The organism is Roseivirga pacifica (genome assembly GCF_900111145.1).
Lineage (GTDB): Bacteria > Bacteroidota > Bacteroidia > Cytophagales > Cyclobacteriaceae > Roseivirga > Roseivirga pacifica.
Genome location: NZ_FOIR01000002.1, coordinates 1,282,549 through 1,299,857 on the forward strand (window position 1 = coordinate 1,282,549; position 17,309 = coordinate 1,299,857).

Sequence of the window (17,309 nt, forward strand, 5' to 3'; positions counted from 1 at the left end):
TTTCAACTTCTATCCTATATCCTCTGCCATTGACAGTGCCTTTCTCAAAGCAGCCACTTTGTTATTCACTTCTTGCAGTTCCGATTCACGGTTAGACTTGGCTACTACACCTGCGCCAGCTTGATAGAACAAACTGCCGTTCTTACTCAAGAATGAACGAATCATAATCGCATGATTGAAGTCGCCATTGAAGCCCATAAAACCGATGGCGCCACCGTAAAAGCCTCTTCGGGTTTGCTCATACTCATTGATCAACTGCATGGCGCGTACTTTTGGTGCTCCGCTAAGTGTACCTGCTGGGAATGTATCGGCCACCATTTTGGTCGGCTCTACATTATCGTCAAGTGTACCTGTAACTTTCGAAACCAAGTGAATCACGTGCGAATAATATTGCACCTCTTTGTAGGTCTCCACCTCCACATTAGAGCCGGCACGACTCAGATCATTTCTGGCCAAGTCTACCAACATTACGTGCTCCGAATTCTCTTTTGGATCAGCATGCAGTTTACGCGCTAGTTCGGCATCGGCCGCATCGTTTCCTGTACGTTTAAAGGTGCCTGCAATTGGGTGAATCGTAGCCTTTCTATCCTGAATAACCAACTGTGCCTCTGGGCTGGATCCGAAGATCTTATAACTACCAAAATCGAAGTAAAATAAATAAGGAGATGGGTTAATGGAGCGTAACGCTCGATATACATTAAACTCATCTCCTTTAAAGTTCTTTTGGAATCTGCGCGAGAGCACAATCTGAAAAACGTCTCCTCTAAAGCAGTGCTTCATTCCCTTATCAATAATCTCCAGGAACTGCTCGTCATTGTAGTTCGAAAGCTCATCTCCTTCTGTGCTGAATGCGTAAGAAGGAAAGTTCTTATTGTTCACCAAGTTGCGCAGCGGGGCAATGCCTTTCGCTTCGGTACCTTCTGGGAAATGCTCAAAAACGTAAAGCTCATTTTTGAAATGGTCGATGGCAATTACGTAACGATATACGTGGTATAGCATGTCAGGAATTCCGTACTGATCTTCCTTCGAATCAGCTACCGGAATATTCTCGAAGTACTGCACCGCATCGTAACCGATGTATCCAAAAAGCCCATTATTAATGAATTTAAAAGGGTTTTCGTCCGTTTCGAAAAGGTTGCTGAATTGATTGAGCAGCTTATGTGCTTCGTTATTCGCTACGGTTCCTTCCTCTGTCTCATTAGGCAAAGTCATTTTATAATGACCTGACTTTACCTCTAGGCTAGCAATCGGGTCGCAGCAGATGTACGAGAAGCTGTTGTCGCTGCCATGGTAGTCTGAGCTTTCCAGCAGAATTGGTTTTTCGTACCTGTCGCGCAGCTTTAGATAAATGCTCACAGGTGTAACCGTGTCTGCTAGCAGCTTTTGGTAATCGGTATTTAGTTTAATCTTGTTCATTTCCTTTTGTCGCTTTGACTCAATCCTTATTTGCCGAGTCGGTCATTCTTCTTTTCCAAAAGTCCCTTTTCAGGATTTAAAAGGCATTTTTAAAAAGCCCTAAAACGAAAAAAGCCCGCATGAACTGCGGGCTTTTAAATATTATATAGGTACAAAGCACTAGTCCACGTGAACGGAATTCGTTACGTGCCACCACCATGCGTTATGTACTGTACTGTTTCTCATTGTTGGCTCAAATGTAGAAAAGGAATTTTTGAAAGCAAACGGAAAATTAACTTTTTGATTTAAATGGGAAATACACCTGACAAATACCACTTTAATGATTTAACCAATGTGAGAAAGTATAAACCGCTTAATATCACCTCTTGCCAAAATCGGTGTCCTCACCGATTTACTCTGAGTCTTTATTCTTTGGTGGAGACACCAAAGGAGTCGTATTCCGATTGTAAATCGATCATACATCCTAGTTGCAAACGATGATGAGTATTCCTGCAATCAGTTGTTTTACTCGCTTCAATACTCAAACACTTCATCTCAATACCATTCGACCGTTTTTATGAGGAAATACGCCAAATGATCTTTAAACTCGAAGACTCAAATTCAACGATCAAGAACCTACTTTTATGAAACTCAAAAAGTCACTTTTCACACTCTGCTTGTCATTTTTATCGCTTGCAGCATTTGCTTTTCAAGAAGGCGCCAAGCCTGACCAAGTAGCCATATTGGCAAAACTTACCGGTCACGAGGCGATTGAAGGAAGCACAAAATTGAAAGACCGATTTACTCAGGAGTCGAGGAAAATAGCAGCCAGCTACCTAAAAGAACAGCTCGCTCCATTCTGCGATAAAGCTGAAATTGAAAACTATAGCGAAACCGGCAACAATGTAGTAGGCACCATTATGGCAACGAGCAAAACCGACAAATGGATAGTACTTGGCGCACATTACGATAGCGTTGAAAACTGCCCTGGCGCAAATGATAACGCCTCTGGTGTCGCTCTGGCTTACTCAGTTGCAAAGCACATTGCTTCCCTACCAAATAGAAAATACAACATGAAAATCGTGTTTTTTGATGAAGAAGAACGCGGACTGATTGGCAGCAAAGCTTATGCTCAAAAACTAGTAGACGAAAAACTCGATGTGGTTTCTGTACACACCATCGATCAATTGGCTTGGGACAATGACGGGGACAAAGGCATTGAACTAGAAATGCCAACTGAGGAAATTAAGAACCACTATTTAAAAGTGGCTAAGCAATTCAATTATGACTTCCCTATTCAAATGTCGGATGTTACATCTACAGACCACCGTTCATTCAGAAGGCTCGGTTTTGCCGCTACAGGCATTACAGAGGAATATAAAAACGGTGATACCACACCGCATTACCACAAGCCAACCGACACTTTTGAAACAGTAAACTTTGAATACCTTACTACCATTACTGATTATGTTCAGCAGGTTTTTGAGGACTTGATGAAGTAAACGTCTACACTTGCCTACAAAGGCAAAAAAGCCCTTAAGTGACACTTAAGGGCTTTTTTTAATCCATTTACAATTTCTTAGTTAGCACTTAGGCTAATGATTACCGGACGGTGATCAGACACCGCATCAGAATAATCAACTGAACAGCCACCTGGCTTAATGGTCGTAGTATAAATTTCGTTATCGAAAAGCTCATTGCTGATCAAAATCTGATCGATTTGGCTTGGCCAACTTGGGTAGGACCATTCACTTGAAGGCCCCTGTGCCAAGGGCATTGTAGCGAACTTGAAATTATCCGCATCATCAATAAAGTTCTGGAAAACATTGTCTGTTTGATCAACAATTTCATCATTAAAATCGCCAAGCACCACAACATTATCAGTACTTAGGTTATCGTCTATGTATGCTTTAATAAGTTCAGAAGCACTTCTTCTTCTATCTTCAGAGCCATTGCAACACTTTAGATGAACCGTAATTAGGTCCAACACAGTACCGCTTGTGTGCTCTACTCGCATATACAAAGGTCTTCTTACAGAAGTAAAAGCATCGTCATATTCCTCAGTGCTTTCCTCAAAAAGGTTCATTGGAGCGGTTACCACGGTAATTTCACTCTCTTTATATAGGTAACCCAGTCTTTGCGAGCTTCCACTTACATGCTCTACATGACCAGACCAACCATCAAGGGCTTCAATCAAATCTGCAAAATCATCTAAAGACTTTATTTCCTGTACAGCAATAACATCTGCATCATAAGATTCAATTATCTCTTCTACCCTTTCAACTGTGCTTCCCAATTGCGGAAAGTTCTCAATGTTCCAAGTCACCAACTCAATTGTATTGTCGGAAACTTCGACCAAACAGTCTTCATAAGGGTTCTCTACCGGTTCCGGATCCGGGTCTGGATCGGGTGTCGGGTTAGGATCGTCACTACCTCCTCCACAAGCTGTTGCGAGAAGAAAAACTAATGTAAATAGCCAGTATTTCTTTTGCATCCCCAAAAGTACGGTTGATTTGACACTCAGAGCAACAAAAGCCTTTGAAATTAAAATGACGTGAATGTTAACTTTCGTTCTTTCAGCACCAAACGTAGTCCCAATAGACTAATCAAAAGTGCCACAATAAGAATAATCCACTGGTTTACGCCCGAAAAACTAAATGTTCCTCCAACAACAAAATAACCAGCCTTAAACATATTGAGCAAACCCAAAATAGAAGTTACAAAAAGCGTAAATGCCATACCCAAATTGAGCAGTAGTCCGTTTGTTTCTGCTTTTACCAAGTCGCGATTGTTAACCACAACCCATATAGAAAGTGTTAGTAAGGGAAGAATAAATCCGTTGGCTGCCTGGGCCGCGACAATTACCGGTATAGGCTTAATGCCTGAAACCCCGAAAGCAAAACCAACCAATACAACCGAAAACCAAAGCAACCTAAATTGTTTAGATGTATCGCTCCACACCGCTCCTTTGGGGTGAATGCTGCGAATGGTGATTGCCCCCGCCAACGCAGCCGTAATGGTAGAAGTAAAGCCAGCCCCGAATAAGCCAAAGGCAAACAGAAAGCCCATTGACTTGCCGTGATTTTGAACGAGCATATTATATAATGCTTCAAAGCTGAAGTCTTCAGCCAAAGCCGCACCTACCAATATCACAGCAATGGAAATTAGGCCGCCAATCATTATGGATGGTATTAACCCCGAACGCACCGTTTTCAAATCCTTACCCTGTGCCAAGCCAGAGCCTAAAAATATATTGTAAGGCACTATGGTGGTTCCAATCAACCCAAGTACAATCAAAGTTCCTCCCTCGGGAATTCTTGGTGTTACAAAACCCTTTGCCATTGCCGATACATCAAGTTCAACGCTAAAAGCGGCATAGAATAGCCCGATACCCATTACCGCTACCAAAGCACCCAAAATGTTCGGCACCAACTTAGTTTTGCCCGCATAAAGCAACACCAAAGAGCAAACAACTATTACTGTGGTAAAAACCCACTGCGGAATATCAAAATTGAGCAAAGCCAAACCAGAAATAGCACCTAGAATATTACCAGCTTCATAAGCAATACAGCCTAAAAAAATGGCTATACCAATCAACCAAACGTAGCCTTTAGCAGTAAACCGATGTTTTATTGCTTCACCCAAACTGTTGCCGCTCATTACGGTAATTCTGGCTGCTGCTTCTTGTAAGAGCATGCAAGCCACAATGCTAAATACCATGGCCCAAAGCAACTGATATTGATATCCGGCACCGGCCGAGGCTGCAGTGGTTACCGTACCGGGTCCAATGAATGCGGCAGCTATTACCAGCCAGAATAAGTAGTTGAGTAGTTTGGACTTCATTTCGGAAGATAATAATTCCGAATAAATGCTACCCCAACAAATAACCTAACTGGCTAGGCTTGTTTAGCAACCATCCGGTAAGACTGTAGCGGCTCACGTTGGTTTTCAGTACCTCATGCGGTACATCCATGCTCTTAAAAAGCACCAGCCTGGCGCCTATTGGCTCAACATCAAAAGTGGAATCTTCTTTAAAAATGCGGATCTCGCCCCCATCGCCCGGCTGCCAGCCAACGTTCAAATAAAGTACGAATGAAATTATGCGGTTACCCCTCCCTTTAAACTGATCGATATGCTTTTGGTAAAAAGTACCTTTTGGGTAATGCGCCAAATGGAATTCATAGTCGCTCAAACTCAAAAAGCAGTAGCGGTTCAAATACCCCATTAACTCCTCTGCGTAAGCAAATGCAAAATCAATAGAAGTATCGCGGGCTTTGGCCAGCCAATAGATAAAGTCACCACGGATTTCCTTATCAATGGTATGCTGAAAAACCGAACCAATTCCGGCTTTTTCAAATTCATTTTCTTCATTTCTTTCATGAAGAAAACCACGCAATTGCTGAAGTTCATCTTGGGCAATAAAATCATCTATCACCACATAATCTTCAGCAGCCAGTCGATCAACCCAGTCAATCCACTGCTCCTCCGAATAACGAGCGCTCAATAAATCAAAGAATAGGGCGGCAAAATTCATCAAAAAGTTGAATAAAATCACCAAGACTATATGAAATTTATCGCCCTTTATCGTTCTTCAAATATTAATTCAAAGCACATGTCGAAACAAAACGTGGCCATCATTTTTGGAGGTAAATCTACAGAACATGAAATCTCCAAACTTTCCACCAAAAGCATTCTTAAACACATTGATAAAGAGAAATATAACCTTTCGCTTATCAAAATTGCCATTGATGGCACCTGGTATTTACTACCCGAATTAGACATTGATGCAACGGAAAATGCTCCGGCCATCACCCTTACCAATAGAGGTGCTGAAGTACACGCCATTAATTCGCAGACTGGCCAAAGCATTCAAACCTTAGACCTAGTATTTCCGGTGCTTCACGGAGCTTTTGGAGAAGACGGCACCATACAAGGTTACTTCCGAATGCTCAACTTGGCCTTTGTAGGTTGCGATGTACTGGCTTCTGCGGCATGCATGGACAAAGACATTACCAAGCGCTTGCTACGCGATGCGGGTATTAACATAGCCCCTTATTTAATGGCTACCCCTCAGCACAAACCAAGTTTTGACGAAGCACAAAACACCCTTGGCATCCCTATGTTTTTAAAACCCGCTAATCTGGGGTCATCCGTTGGGGTGTACAAAGTGAGCACCGAAGCCGACTACAATAAATACTTGGCAGAAGGCTTAAAACTTGACCACAAAGTATTGATTGAAAAATCGATTAAAGGCAGGGAAATAGAATGCGCTGTTTTGGGCAACGAATCGCCAAAGGCATCGCTGCCGGGCGAAATCGTAATGACTTCCGACTTTTACGACTTCGAATCTAAGTATGTAGACTCAAACGCGTCAAGCACCGTAATTCCGGCAGAAATTACAGAAGGCCAAGTTCAAGGCATTCGCGATACGGCCGTAAAAGCCTTCCAAACATTGGGTTGTGAAGGATTGGCAAGAGTGGACTTCTTCCTTACCGAAGATGGTGAATTGATGATCAATGAGATCAACACATTGCCGGGCTTTACCAATATTAGCATGTACCCTAAAATGTGGGAGGCGACCGGCATTACTTATGCAGAGTTGCTAGATATTCTGATTGAGTTGGCAACAGACAAACACAAAAGGGATCAAGCACTAAACTTTTTTGCCAAGCAAGTTTCTTAATGGAAGTCCAAAACCTTCAGCACTCAGTTATTCCCGAGGCACTCATGCTCAAAGCCGAGTACCTAATTCGTGCTACTTGGCCAGAAGCCTACGCAGAAAAAGCAACCGAGGCAGAGATGCTTAATGCGTTTAAGAGTAGAACTCCCAATAAGGTTTGTCACTTTATTATTGAAGAAGATAAAGTGATTGGGTATGCCGAGTCTTTCCCTCGAAAAATTACAACAAGCAAAGGCGAGCGAACCATACTTGGGCTAGGTGCAGTATGTGTGGACACCGCCCAGCGAGGCCGAGGTTTGGGCGCACTCGTAGTTACGCAAGCTTTTAACCGACTTCCCGAAGGAGAAATTGATACTTGCCTATTTCAAACAGGCGTACCACAGTTTTATAAAAAGTTAAACTGTAGGTTAATTAACAATCAGATTGTGAACTCTTTGAACCAAGAAAAGCCCGAAGCAAACCCCTTCTGGGATGATTACATAATGATTTTCCCAAAAGAAATCAGTTGGCCAAAAGGTAAAATCGATCTTTTGGGCAAAGGCTACTAGTCTTTTAATAATTGATAATCAACCAATTAGTAATTCCATCTTTAAAAAATTCATATTAAATTCATTTCGATAGATTGACTTTATCAAGAATTCGAAGATATTTCCGCTTTAATTGAATGAAATGAGTACACCTTCTTCAAAACCGCGTGTTATTAAAGATTTTGAAAAGCTTGAAAAAGCGATTCAAGAACAAATTAAACTCGAGTATCCTGATGGATTTGAGGACAACCTAATTCGATTTACCAACAAAGAAGGCAAGCTTGTTTCTGCACTTCCGTTTGAGGCAGAAGACAAGTATTATTTGGTAAGAATGACGATTGCTGAAGCACAACAAATCATTGAGGACGATGACGACTACGATGATGATGGAACGCTAAAATCCTCCATTAGAGAAGAGTATGAAGAGAAGCACGGGGACGACTTGGATGATGATGAGGACGATGACAGCGATCCTTACGGAGATGATGATGACGAAGATGACGATTAACGGGTTCGAAAAAACCTGTATCTTCAACATATGAAAATCGGCATACTTGGTGGCTCAGGACTTTTAGGCCACCACATTGCTATTCAGGCTTTATTGCACCAGCACGAGCTGGTGCTTATTCACCGAGCCAACACCGACCAATCTAAAATAGCAGACCTTACTTATGAAAGCCGCATTGCCGACCTCAATGATCGCGGCAGCTTAATTCGGGCTTTTGCAGGCCTTGATGCTGTAGTAAATGCCGCGGCCTACTACCCCACTATTCCAAAACCATTGGCCCAGGAGGTAAAAACTGCACGGCTTCAAATGAAGTTTTTTTTAGATGCCCTCTCGGAAAACAAAATTGCTAAGGCGCTTTATGTCGGAGGCAGTATAGCCATACCAAAAAGAACTGACCGACAAGCCAACGAAGGCGACATCTATACCAAAGTACCAGAACTCAACTCGGCCTATTTGCATGTAAAATACCTTATGGATGAAATGGCGCGCGAGGCAGGAAAAGATGGCATTCCTATTGTTGTTGGCATTCCTACCATGACCTTTGGCGAATACGATTTCGGTCCGTCCACTGGCCGGCTAATCACCGCTGTGGCCAACCAAAAACTGCCTGCTTACATTCATGGAGAAAGAAACGTGGTTTTTGGACGAGATGCTGGCAGAGGGCTGTTGTACGCATTGGAAAAAGGTACAGCTGGAGAACGCTACATTATTGGCGGACACAATACCGACATTAAAACATTGGTGGAGTTGATTTGCCAAAAAGCTGAAATTCCGTTGTTGGAAAAAACAATGCCGCTTAGGCTAGCAAAAATCATCTCTAAATTTCAGGAAACCCGCTATGCACTCTTTCGAGGCGAACTCCCAACCCTTAGCGATACGGCTATAACGGTGCTTTCGCAAGGGCAGCATTTAAACATGGTAAAAGCAAAAAAAGAACTGGGCTATGAACCGGAGCTGGACTTGCAAGACACCATAAACCTTACCTACAACTGGTTTAAAAAAGTGGGCTATGTTTAAGCCGCTGCTCATTCCAACCAAAGGCTGGCCCAATTGTGTCTAACTCATTACAAAGCCCAAAGACATGAACAAACTCAAAATACTTTTCGCAACCGTTTTGACACTCACAATTATGGCTTGCGAAGAAGAAGACTGCTGCGTTTACCCTGACGAATGCCCAACGAACATTGGTTGTACTGAAGAATACCGGTCTCTGCTTTTTCAGCCAACCAAAGATGGACAAGCCGTTTTACTCGATAGCTATTATGTGAAAAATCTGGACAACGATAACATCTACAACTTCACCAACAACGATACCCACGACCGATTAGCAGCCTACATAGTAGCAACTGATAGCCAGTTGGAGGAGGTTAAAAAGAGTGGCTCTACCCTTCGGTTTGTTGGCTCCGCGAATAATGAAGTTGTAATAGAGCAAGACTTTGTGGTTGGCCACGACTGCTGCCATATTGTAGGAATTGACGGTCCGTTTTATGGAGGGAATTAAGCCAATGAAAAAGTTGCTTTTATCACTGCTCATTTGTCTGTTTTATGCCTGTGATACCGAAGACACTCCATTTGATGAGCTTGAATACTCGAAATACAAGTCAAACACATCTGTTGATGAAGAAATTCTATTCATGCCAGTCGAAAACTATGACTCCAACGAAACTCAAACCCCAGTTTTAAGGCTAAAACTCGAAACTGCCGAAATATTTCCTTGCTACAACTTCGGTATTGCTACTACTCAATTCACCTTGGGCAATGAGTTAATCATAAGGCTGGAAAAAATTTCAAAATCGACACTTTGCCTAACTGCCCTAGGCCCTGCAAGAGCACAAATCGACCTTCCTGAAAGTGTTGAAAAACTAACATTTATTAATGGAAACCGAATTGATCAATATGATGTAAAAATAAGCGAAGAGAAAGTTTCCATCAAAGCACTTAAAGACTCCTTTACCCAATCCCTCTATTCGAATACCTTCAGGCTACCTGAAAATTCATTTGCCTTTGTTTGTGGTACAAACACTGATAATCAACACATCTACAATGATTTTCTGAATATTCTAAAAGCAAACCCCAATTTACAGGAGTTCAATTTTGAAGGAGAAGGCAGAATACCTTACCCTGAGTCTTCTGATGGCCATTGGGTCAACCACCCATCGAAATACTTTAAGTACACCAGTACTGAAGTATTTAACGATCTATCAGATGTGCTTGCAACATTTACATCAGCAAACATCGAAAAGAACTCAGGAGTAAGCATTGCTCTTTATGGCTGGAACAATAGCAAGCACTATAGTTGGATAGACAATTGATTAATTAGATTATCAAGTCAGCTCCCCAAACGGGCAAATAACTTCATTCCTTTTACTAACTTAGTCCGAATGGGACTAACTAAATCCATCGACATTAACTGCGATATGGGCGAAAGCTATGGTAACTACCATATTGGTAACGATACCGCCCTAATGCCTTACATTAATTCAGCCAATATTGCCTGCGGCATGCACGGTGGCGACCCTGTGCACATTGAACGCACCATTTGCCTTGCCTTAGAACACAATGTAAGAATTGGTGCTCACCCGGGCTACCCCGACCTACAAGGTTTCGGCCGCAGGGTAATCGCCATGAAACCCGAAGAATTAGCATCATTTATTAAGTATCAGGTAGCTGCACTTAAGGGCTTGGTTGAAGCCAATGGCGGAAAACTGGCTTATGTAAAGCCGCACGGAGCCCTTTACAATCACATAGCACAAAACAAAGCCGATGCTCAGGTTGTTATCCAAGCTATTAGATCAATAGATTCGTCCCTTTCAATTATGGGTTTGGCAGGTAGCCATATGAAAACCCTTGTAGAAGAAGCAGGCAGTACCTTTATCGCTGAAGCCTTTGCAGATCGCAGGTACGAAATAGACGGAAAACTAAGATCAAGAAGTCTACCAGAAGCACTCATTACCAACCCGAAAGATGCTTGTGAACAGGTTTTATCAATCGCCAACGCACTTTTTACACAAACACTGGCCGGTGACAAAGTTTCCCTAGTAGCCGACAGCTTTTGTATTCACGGAGATAACCCAGCAGCATTGGCAATTGCCAAAAGCCTAAAAGAGCAAATTAAGGACAATTCATGATGAAGCTGCAACCATATGGCGACAGCGCTTTACTGGTCAGCTTTGAAAAACGCATTGACCCAGCAATTAGTCAGCAAGTTATTGCGCTACACAAGGCCTTAAAAGACCACGCAGGAATAACATTTTCTATTCCTGCTTACCAATCGCTCACCTTGGGCTTCAACAGTACCTACCTGAACTATAACGGTCTTGAAAAATTGGTAAAAGCAACCTTTGACCAACTCGATGAAATCACCACAAACTCGGGTAGAAAAGTTACTATCCCGGTCTGTTACGATGACACTTATGCGCCAGATATGAGTGAAGTTACTGGCCTAACAGGTTGTTCAAAACAAGAGATTGTTCAACTACACACTAGCCACGAATACCACGTTTATATGCTGGGATTTGTGGCAGGTTTTGCATACATGGGCACCCTACCCGAGGCTTTAAAAAGCCCTAGAAAAGAAACACCAAGATTAAAAGTGCACCAAGGTGCAGTGGGTTTAGCTGGCTTACAAACAGGCATTTACCCTGCCGAAGCCCCTGGAGGCTGGCAAATTATTGGCACCACGCCAATGAAAATGTTCGACCCTGAAAAAGAAAAACCGAACTTTCTTGAAGCTGGCGACAAGGTAAAGTTCAGAGCGATTTCAGAAGATGAGTACAAGATCATTCAGCTGAAAATTGAAACAGAAATTTTTGAACCAGAAATAAGCAATGGCTGAAGAACTAAGGCTGCATTTTAAAAAGGCTGGCTTCTTTACCAGCATTCAAGACTTTGGGCGTTTTGGACAGCAAGACATTGGTATTCCAATAAGTGGCGCCATGGACAAAGAGTCTATGCAAATGGCCAATTATTTGGTAGGGAATTCAGACGACACACCTGTCATAGAAATTACTTTGTTAGGGCCGGAAATTGAAATTGAAGGCAATGGCCAAATCGCCTTCGCAGGAGCTCAATTTGCTGGCAAATTGAATAAATCTCCGCTCCCACTTTTTGAAACAATTGAAGTAAAAACTGGGGATACCATTAAGTTAAAAGGAACAAGTGCAGGCTGCAGAATTTTTCTGGCTGCTGGCGGAAAAACCACGGAACCAGCTTGGCTGGGCAGCCATAGTGCACCATCAGACTACGTAAAGCACACTGGCATGGTGAGCCATTTCTCCGATGGTGACACACTAACTTTTCATCCGCACAAGCCAATTGAAAAACGAATAATTGATGAGGCAAAAAGGCCCATTTACACTAGCTGCACAATTTTACGTGTGGTTACAGGCCCTGACTTCGAACAGTTTGAGTTGGAGGTAATTCAGGAGTTTTTTGAAAAAACCTTTAGTATTTCGAGCGACTCGAACAGGATGGGTTACCGGCTGAATGAAACCCTAGCGCAGTACAAAGCAAAAGGCGAAGAGATATCTTCTGGTGTAATACCAGGCACTGTGCAAATTACAGGCTCGGGCAAACCAATAATACTTACTGCCGATGCCCAAACAACAGGTGGCTACCCGCGGATAACCAATGTAGTTACTGAAGACCTAGATTTAGTAGGGCAGATGAAACCCGGAGACGAGCTCAGGTTTATGCTGGTTTCGTTAGAAGATATTAATTAGGCCAGCCCCCTATAAATGTGATAAGGTGACCTCCGTACGAAATCACCTTAATCAACCTTAAACTAAAACTACTAACTAGTGAAATATCTTGTAATACTTTGCGCTACCCATGGTAGTCAAAAGTTTTGCTTGTCTTAGCAATGTTTGTTGCTCCGAATCCATTTCTTCTGCGGAACCGTCAAACACCAATTCGTCTTGCGCATTGTATAGCTTAACTTGTGCTGGCATTTCAAACTCAGCATCGTCAAATGATGCCATATAATCTGCTACAAATTCGTTGAGTGCCGGGTTGGCAAGACTTACATGCTCCTCAGTTTTAGGAGCTGCAGTTGCTGAAGTGATAATCAGCCCTGCCATAACTACTGCAAGGCTGAATGAGATGTTCTTTTTTGTAATGAGTTTCATGTTGTTTGATATTTTGAGTTCCGCCATATGGCGGAAATTTGACCTAAAATTTGACCGTTGTTTTTGACCTGCCAATTAATAGCCAATCCGTATGCCAAAAACAATAAGAACCTATCTATCAAACAGTTACAAACAAACAATCCGCCATACCAAAACAAAAGTGTACGCTTTCGTGCATTAGAGTGAACACTTTCGTCACACTGTATCCTTTTACAGGTTTGTTCGTAGGCGTTCAAATCACTTTTTTTGCATCGTATTAAAGGAAAAATCTTGCCCTTGAATCAGGAAAATGCACCCGATAATTTATCGCTTTTGGTTTACGACCTACCCGAAGAGCGAATAGCCAAACACCCGCTGGACCAACGAGACAGCAGTCAGCTGTTGGTTTATAGAGATGGTGAGATCAAAGACAGTACTTTCAGTAAGATAGGGAGTGAGCTTCCGGCAAACACCACACTGTTTTTCAACAATACCAAGGTTATTCCTGCCCGACTTTTCTTTCACAAAGACACAGGCGCACTTATCGAAATTTTTCTACTAAAACCACTTCAACCTTCTGAAGTAATAAGCCAAGTAATGGAGGCTACGGATGCCGTTACTTGGGAGTGTATGGTGGGCAACTTTAAAAAGTGGAAAGATGGGCAAACATTAAAGCTAAGCCTTAATGATGGCACAGTTGACATTACGCTTACTGCCTCGATTGAAAACCGAAGCGAAATGTGCATATCCTTTACTTGGGACAATACCAATTACTCATTTGCCGAGATTGTTGAGCTAGCCGGAAAGGTACCACTTCCACCCTACCTGAACCGAGAGGCTATTGATGCAGATAAAGAGCGCTACCAAACTGTTTATTCTGAAAAAGAAGGAGCAGTAGCTGCCCCAACAGCTGGCCTCCACTTTACTGATAAGGTATTAGAAGAGCTCGCCAACAACGGAGTAAAAGAGAGTTTTTTAACCCTGCATGTAAGCGCTGGTACCTTTCAGCCCATAAAGGTTAAAAACCCTAAAGACCACCCCATGCATTCGGAGCAAATGGCGGTTGAAAAACAAGCCATTGAAGATGTGATCAATAGTGAATTCGTTATTCCTGTCGGCACTACCTCTATGCGTACTTTGGAAAGCTTGTACTGGTTTGGTGTGCGTTTACTGAACGGCAACGAATCTTTCGACATTCAAAAACTGGAGATTTACAACAACAGCGAAAATTTACCTGCTAGAAAAGAATCTTTCCAGGCCATTTTAAATTGGATGAACAAAGGCGATATAAGTCAGTTGATAGGGAAAACTGAAATATTTATTATGCCGGGATATCAATTTAGAGTTTGTAACGGACTGATAACCAACTTTCACCAACCGGGAAGCACCTTACTACTTTTGGTGAGTGCCTTTTTGAAAGGAAACTGGAAAAAAGTGTACAATCATGCGTTGGAAAATAATTATCGCTTTTTGAGCTATGGAGATTCGTCTCTCTTGCTCCCTTAATTAACCAAAGTTTTTATATTGGCACAATGGAAGAGGCTTTCTCGTTCTACGATAAGCTGATCGAATTTATTAACTCAGAATTGCCGGCTCTCGGTGAAGGTTTTCAGGTTATGGGCTTTGAGCTCACCTTAACTGAAATAATTCTACCAATTGTCTTCATGTTTTTGGTAAATCTGCTGGGCAACCTGGTTCGATCGGTACTGATAAACCGCATATTAGAGCGCTACGTTCACGATAGAAAAACTGTACTTTCTATTGGCAATACCACTAAGTACATCATTCTAGTACTAGGTCTGGTTGTCATTCTATCGAACATTGGTTTTAATAGATTCAATTTCGATATATCAGCCAATAAGGAGAACCCAATTACATTCTTCGATATATTACGGGTACTCTTCTTCTTTATCCTTTTAGTATTCTTCAGCGGCAAGCTCAAAACCATTTTTGTAAAGCAGATACTTAGCCGCTACTCTGACGATATAGGTGTAAGCCAGTCTATTGGCACCATTATTCAATATATGGCCATTTTACTAGGTGGACTGTTGATCATTCAAAACACTATTAACCTAGGTTCGCTCAATGTACTGGCGGGTGCTCTTGGTGTTGGTTTAGGTTTTGGGCTTCAAAACATTGCCAACAACTTTGTTTCGGGTCTAATTATTCTCTTTGAGCGCCCCATTAAAGTGGGCGATAGAATTGAAGTAGGCAATGTTTCTGGCGATGTAGTAAAAGTTTCTTCCCGTGCTACCACGGTAAACACCAACGATAATATTTCCATCATCATCCCAAATTCTGAGTTCATCAGCAAACAGGTGATCAACTGGAGCCATAATGATAGAAACATTCGCTTTCATATTCCGGTTGGGGTATCGTACAATGAAGATCCGGCACAGATAAAGAAGCTATTGATGGAAGTTGCAGAAAAGCACCCCGATGTACTTAAGCGACCAAAGCCCGATGTGCTTTTCACAGAATATGCTGATAGTTCGCTTAATTTCGACCTAATGGTTTGGACAAGCTCTTACATCAGCAAGCCAATAGTACTCAAAAGTCAGTTGTATTATCTGATTTTTGAGAAGTTTAAAGAACACAACATAGAAATCCCTTTCCCACAGCGCGATCTCCACATCAAGTCGGGGTGGCCCAACAAGGAAAAGTTAAATTAATCGTTTTCAATACATTAGCATGAAAACACGATACATCAGAACATTTTTATATAATTTTGCCACCATAAGTAGAAGGAGCATATGAGAGTAATCATAGCAGGCGTTGGAAATGTGGGGTATCACTTAGCCAAGCTACTTTGTGAAGAAGGTCAGGATATTGTACTGATTGACAAAGCAGCTGAAAAACTTAAACAAGCAGCAAATCAGGTAGATGCGGGAACAATTAGAGGTAACTCTACCTCCTACTCTGTGCTAGAAGAAGCAGGAGTTTCCGAGGCAGACCTACTCATTGCTGTAACCAATTCGGAAGACGCGAATATTGCCACGGCCATTATTGCCAAGCACCTTGGTGCCAAAAGAACGGTGGCAAGAATTTCTAATACAGAATTTCTATACAAGAAGGATAAGCTCAACCTAAAGCACTTAGGAATAGACGATATTATTTCGCCCGAATCTTTGGCAGCGCGCGAGATCAAAAGACTTTTAAAAGAGGTAGCAATAACCGATAGTTTTGAGTTTCAAAAAGGTTTGTTGCAGCTAATGGGCGTAAACATCGATGCGAAAAGTCCGCTAAAAGGCAAAACCATGCTAGACGTGGCCAAGCTAAACCCAGACCAGACATTTATGACGGTTGCCATTCTCCGAGATAATGAAACCATCATTCCTTATGGCAACACACACTTTGAAGAAAACGACCACGCTTACTTTATTGCCCAACCCGAAGGAGTCGAAAAACTGCTCTTTTTAAGTGGGAAGAAAAAAGAAGGCGTAAAAAGCATCTTAATCTTGGGTGGTTCGCGTGTGGGCTACCATGCAGCAAGATTGTTGAGTGCTCGCTACAATGTGAAAATAATTGAGCGCGATGCACAAAAGTGTTTCGAGTTGGCCGATCAGCTACCGGATGCCATGGTAATTAATGGCGATGGCCGAAATATGGAATTGCTAGAAGAAGAGAATATTCAAGACATTGACGCATTCATTGCCGTAACTGGTGACTCTGAAACCAACATAATCACTTGCTTGGTGGCTAAGAAATCCGGGGTAAAGAAAACCATTGCCATGGTAGAAAACATGGACTACATACACCTATCGCAAAGCATTGGTGTTGATACCATGATTAACAAAAAGCTCATAGCGGCAAACTTTATCTTCCGTCATATTCGTCAGGGTGAAATTCACTCAATTACGAGTATTCACGGTGTTGATGCCGAGATCTTGGAATTCGAAGTGCAGGAAGACTCTAAGATTACCCAGCATCAGCTGCGTAACTTACAATTTCCGAAATCAGCTATTATTGGAGGCGTAATTCGCGATGGGCACGGACTTACCACCCCAGGCGATTTCCGTTTTCAGCCAAAAGACAGAGTAGTTGTGCTCTCCAAAAAAGAATGCATTAAGAAAGTAGAAGACTACTTTATCTAG

18 protein-coding genes are annotated in these 17,309 nt (G+C 42.2%); 13 read left to right on the top strand and 5 right to left on the bottom strand.

From position 1 onward, the window contains the following. Positions 1-9: 9 nt before the first annotated feature. Positions 10-1,416 (bottom strand): anthranilate synthase component I family protein, encoded by a 1,407-nt coding sequence (locus BMW98_RS14335; protein ID WP_090259275.1) that lies wholly within the window; start codon positions 1,414-1,416, stop codon positions 10-12. A gap of 623 nt (positions 1,417-2,039) precedes the next feature. On the opposite strand from BMW98_RS14335, the gene BMW98_RS14340 reads away from it, so the two are divergent. Then, positions 2,040-2,897, top strand: a complete 858-nt coding sequence (locus BMW98_RS14340) for a M28 family metallopeptidase (RefSeq protein ID WP_090259276.1) — start codon at positions 2,040-2,042, stop codon at positions 2,895-2,897. A gap of 77 nt (positions 2,898-2,974) precedes the next feature. Here the strand turns inward: BMW98_RS14340 and BMW98_RS14345 are convergent, their stop codons facing one another. The 3 genes from BMW98_RS14345 to BMW98_RS14355 are packed head-to-tail and all read right to left on the bottom strand — an operon-like array spanning position 2,975 to position 5,929. Then, positions 2,975-3,889: an endonuclease/exonuclease/phosphatase family protein gene (locus BMW98_RS14345; protein ID WP_090259277.1), complete on the bottom strand. Its 915-nt coding sequence runs from the start codon at positions 3,887-3,889 to the stop codon at positions 2,975-2,977. Positions 3,890-3,939: 50 nt separating this feature from the next. Further along, positions 3,940-5,238 carry an Nramp family divalent metal transporter gene (locus tag BMW98_RS14350; protein WP_090259278.1) on the bottom strand — a complete coding sequence of 433 codons (1,299 nt, stop codon included), beginning with the start codon at positions 5,236-5,238 and terminating at the stop codon, positions 3,940-3,942. A 28-nt stretch (positions 5,239-5,266) separates the two neighbouring features. After that, positions 5,267-5,929 carry a 2OG-Fe(II) oxygenase gene (locus BMW98_RS14355; protein WP_090259279.1) on the bottom strand — a complete coding sequence of 221 codons (663 nt, stop codon included), beginning with the start codon at positions 5,927-5,929 and terminating at the stop codon, positions 5,267-5,269. 78 nt (positions 5,930-6,007) lie between these two features. Here BMW98_RS14355 and ddlA point away from each other — a divergent pair, with 78 nt between their 5' ends. The 9 genes from ddlA (at position 6,008) to BMW98_RS14400 (ending at position 12,831) form a co-directional block, all read left to right on the top strand. After that, on the top strand, positions 6,008-7,078 hold the full coding sequence (gene ddlA, locus BMW98_RS14360; protein WP_090259280.1) for a D-alanine--D-alanine ligase: 1,071 nt from the start codon (positions 6,008-6,010) through the stop codon (positions 7,076-7,078). Continuing rightward, the gene (locus BMW98_RS14365; protein ID WP_090259281.1) at positions 7,078-7,623 is read left to right on the top strand and encodes a GNAT family N-acetyltransferase; all 546 of its coding nucleotides are present in this window, start codon (positions 7,078-7,080) and stop codon (positions 7,621-7,623) included. Before ddlA ends, BMW98_RS14365 begins: the two co-directional genes overlap by 1 nt. Before the next feature lie 121 nt (positions 7,624-7,744). Then, entirely contained in the window at positions 7,745-8,110 is a 366-nt protein-coding gene (locus tag BMW98_RS14370) for a hypothetical protein (protein WP_090259282.1), read from the top strand. A 30-nt stretch (positions 8,111-8,140) separates the two neighbouring features. Next, on the top strand, positions 8,141-9,127 hold the full coding sequence (locus BMW98_RS14375; RefSeq protein ID WP_090259283.1) for an NAD-dependent epimerase/dehydratase family protein: 987 nt from the start codon (positions 8,141-8,143) through the stop codon (positions 9,125-9,127). Positions 9,128-9,191: 64 nt separating this feature from the next. Beyond that, entirely contained in the window at positions 9,192-9,611 is a 420-nt protein-coding gene (locus BMW98_RS14380) for a hypothetical protein (RefSeq protein WP_121505250.1), read from the top strand. Between the two features lie 4 nt (positions 9,612-9,615). Continuing rightward, positions 9,616-10,422 (top strand): hypothetical protein, encoded by an 807-nt coding sequence (locus tag BMW98_RS14385; protein ID WP_090259476.1) that lies wholly within the window; start codon positions 9,616-9,618, stop codon positions 10,420-10,422. A gap of 69 nt (positions 10,423-10,491) precedes the next feature. Next, positions 10,492-11,238 carry a 5-oxoprolinase subunit PxpA gene (locus BMW98_RS14390; RefSeq protein ID WP_090259285.1) on the top strand — a complete coding sequence of 249 codons (747 nt, stop codon included), beginning with the start codon at positions 10,492-10,494 and terminating at the stop codon, positions 11,236-11,238. Next, positions 11,235-11,945, top strand: a complete 711-nt coding sequence (gene pxpB / locus BMW98_RS14395) for a 5-oxoprolinase subunit PxpB (RefSeq protein WP_090259286.1) — start codon at positions 11,235-11,237, stop codon at positions 11,943-11,945. The genes BMW98_RS14390 and pxpB overlap by 4 nt, the downstream gene beginning before the upstream one ends. Beyond that, a complete protein-coding gene (locus BMW98_RS14400) occupies positions 11,938-12,831 on the top strand; it encodes a 5-oxoprolinase subunit C family protein (protein ID WP_090259287.1) in 894 nt (297 codons plus the stop codon). Before pxpB ends, BMW98_RS14400 begins: the two co-directional genes overlap by 8 nt. A gap of 75 nt (positions 12,832-12,906) precedes the next feature. Here BMW98_RS14400 and BMW98_RS14405 read toward each other — a convergent pair whose 3' ends face one another. After that, positions 12,907-13,236 carry a hypothetical protein gene (locus tag BMW98_RS14405; protein ID WP_139177583.1) on the bottom strand — a complete coding sequence of 110 codons (330 nt, stop codon included), beginning with the start codon at positions 13,234-13,236 and terminating at the stop codon, positions 12,907-12,909. Positions 13,237-13,482: 246 nt separating this feature from the next. Between BMW98_RS14405 and BMW98_RS14410 the strand changes: the two genes are divergently transcribed. The 3 genes from BMW98_RS14410 (at position 13,483) to trkA (ending at position 17,309) form a co-directional block, all read left to right on the top strand. Then, positions 13,483-14,721 carry an S-adenosylmethionine:tRNA ribosyltransferase-isomerase gene (locus tag BMW98_RS14410; RefSeq protein ID WP_338060838.1) on the top strand — a complete coding sequence of 413 codons (1,239 nt, stop codon included), beginning with the start codon at positions 13,483-13,485 and terminating at the stop codon, positions 14,719-14,721. 26 nt (positions 14,722-14,747) lie between these two features. Next, the gene (locus BMW98_RS14415; RefSeq protein ID WP_338060839.1) at positions 14,748-15,887 is read left to right on the top strand and encodes a mechanosensitive ion channel family protein; all 1,140 of its coding nucleotides are present in this window, start codon (positions 14,748-14,750) and stop codon (positions 15,885-15,887) included. Between the two features lie 81 nt (positions 15,888-15,968). Continuing rightward, positions 15,969-17,309, top strand: a complete 1,341-nt coding sequence (gene trkA / locus BMW98_RS14420) for a Trk system potassium transporter TrkA (protein ID WP_090259289.1) — start codon at positions 15,969-15,971, stop codon at positions 17,307-17,309.

Excerpts from the sequence above, each read along its gene's own strand:
- BMW98_RS14335 (WP_090259275.1), bottom strand. The coding sequence starts at position 1,416 with ATGAACAAGATTAAACTAAATACCGATTACCAAAAGCTGCTAGCAGAC.
- BMW98_RS14340 (WP_090259276.1), top strand. The coding sequence starts at position 2,040 with ATGAAACTCAAAAAGTCACTTTTCACACTCTGCTTGTCATTTTTATCG.
- BMW98_RS14345 (WP_090259277.1), bottom strand. The coding sequence starts at position 3,889 with ATGCAAAAGAAATACTGGCTATTTACATTAGTTTTTCTTCTCGCAACA.
- BMW98_RS14350 (WP_090259278.1), bottom strand. The coding sequence starts at position 5,238 with ATGAAGTCCAAACTACTCAACTACTTATTCTGGCTGGTAATAGCTGCC.
- BMW98_RS14355 (WP_090259279.1), bottom strand. The coding sequence starts at position 5,929 with ATGAATTTTGCCGCCCTATTCTTTGATTTATTGAGCGCTCGTTATTCG.
- ddlA (WP_090259280.1), top strand. The coding sequence starts at position 6,008 with ATGTCGAAACAAAACGTGGCCATCATTTTTGGAGGTAAATCTACAGAA.
- BMW98_RS14365 (WP_090259281.1), top strand. The coding sequence starts at position 7,078 with ATGGAAGTCCAAAACCTTCAGCACTCAGTTATTCCCGAGGCACTCATG.
- BMW98_RS14370 (WP_090259282.1), top strand. The coding sequence starts at position 7,745 with ATGAGTACACCTTCTTCAAAACCGCGTGTTATTAAAGATTTTGAAAAG.
- BMW98_RS14375 (WP_090259283.1), top strand. The coding sequence starts at position 8,141 with ATGAAAATCGGCATACTTGGTGGCTCAGGACTTTTAGGCCACCACATT.
- BMW98_RS14380 (WP_121505250.1), top strand. The coding sequence starts at position 9,192 with ATGAACAAACTCAAAATACTTTTCGCAACCGTTTTGACACTCACAATT.
- BMW98_RS14385 (WP_090259476.1), top strand. The coding sequence starts at position 9,616 with ATGAAAAAGTTGCTTTTATCACTGCTCATTTGTCTGTTTTATGCCTGT.
- BMW98_RS14390 (WP_090259285.1), top strand. The coding sequence starts at position 10,492 with ATGGGACTAACTAAATCCATCGACATTAACTGCGATATGGGCGAAAGC.
- pxpB (WP_090259286.1), top strand. The coding sequence starts at position 11,235 with ATGATGAAGCTGCAACCATATGGCGACAGCGCTTTACTGGTCAGCTTT.
- BMW98_RS14400 (WP_090259287.1), top strand. The coding sequence starts at position 11,938 with ATGGCTGAAGAACTAAGGCTGCATTTTAAAAAGGCTGGCTTCTTTACC.
- BMW98_RS14405 (WP_139177583.1), bottom strand. The coding sequence starts at position 13,236 with ATGAAACTCATTACAAAAAAGAACATCTCATTCAGCCTTGCAGTAGTT.
- BMW98_RS14415 (WP_338060839.1), top strand. The coding sequence starts at position 14,748 with ATGGAAGAGGCTTTCTCGTTCTACGATAAGCTGATCGAATTTATTAAC.
- trkA (WP_090259289.1), top strand. The coding sequence starts at position 15,969 with ATGAGAGTAATCATAGCAGGCGTTGGAAATGTGGGGTATCACTTAGCC.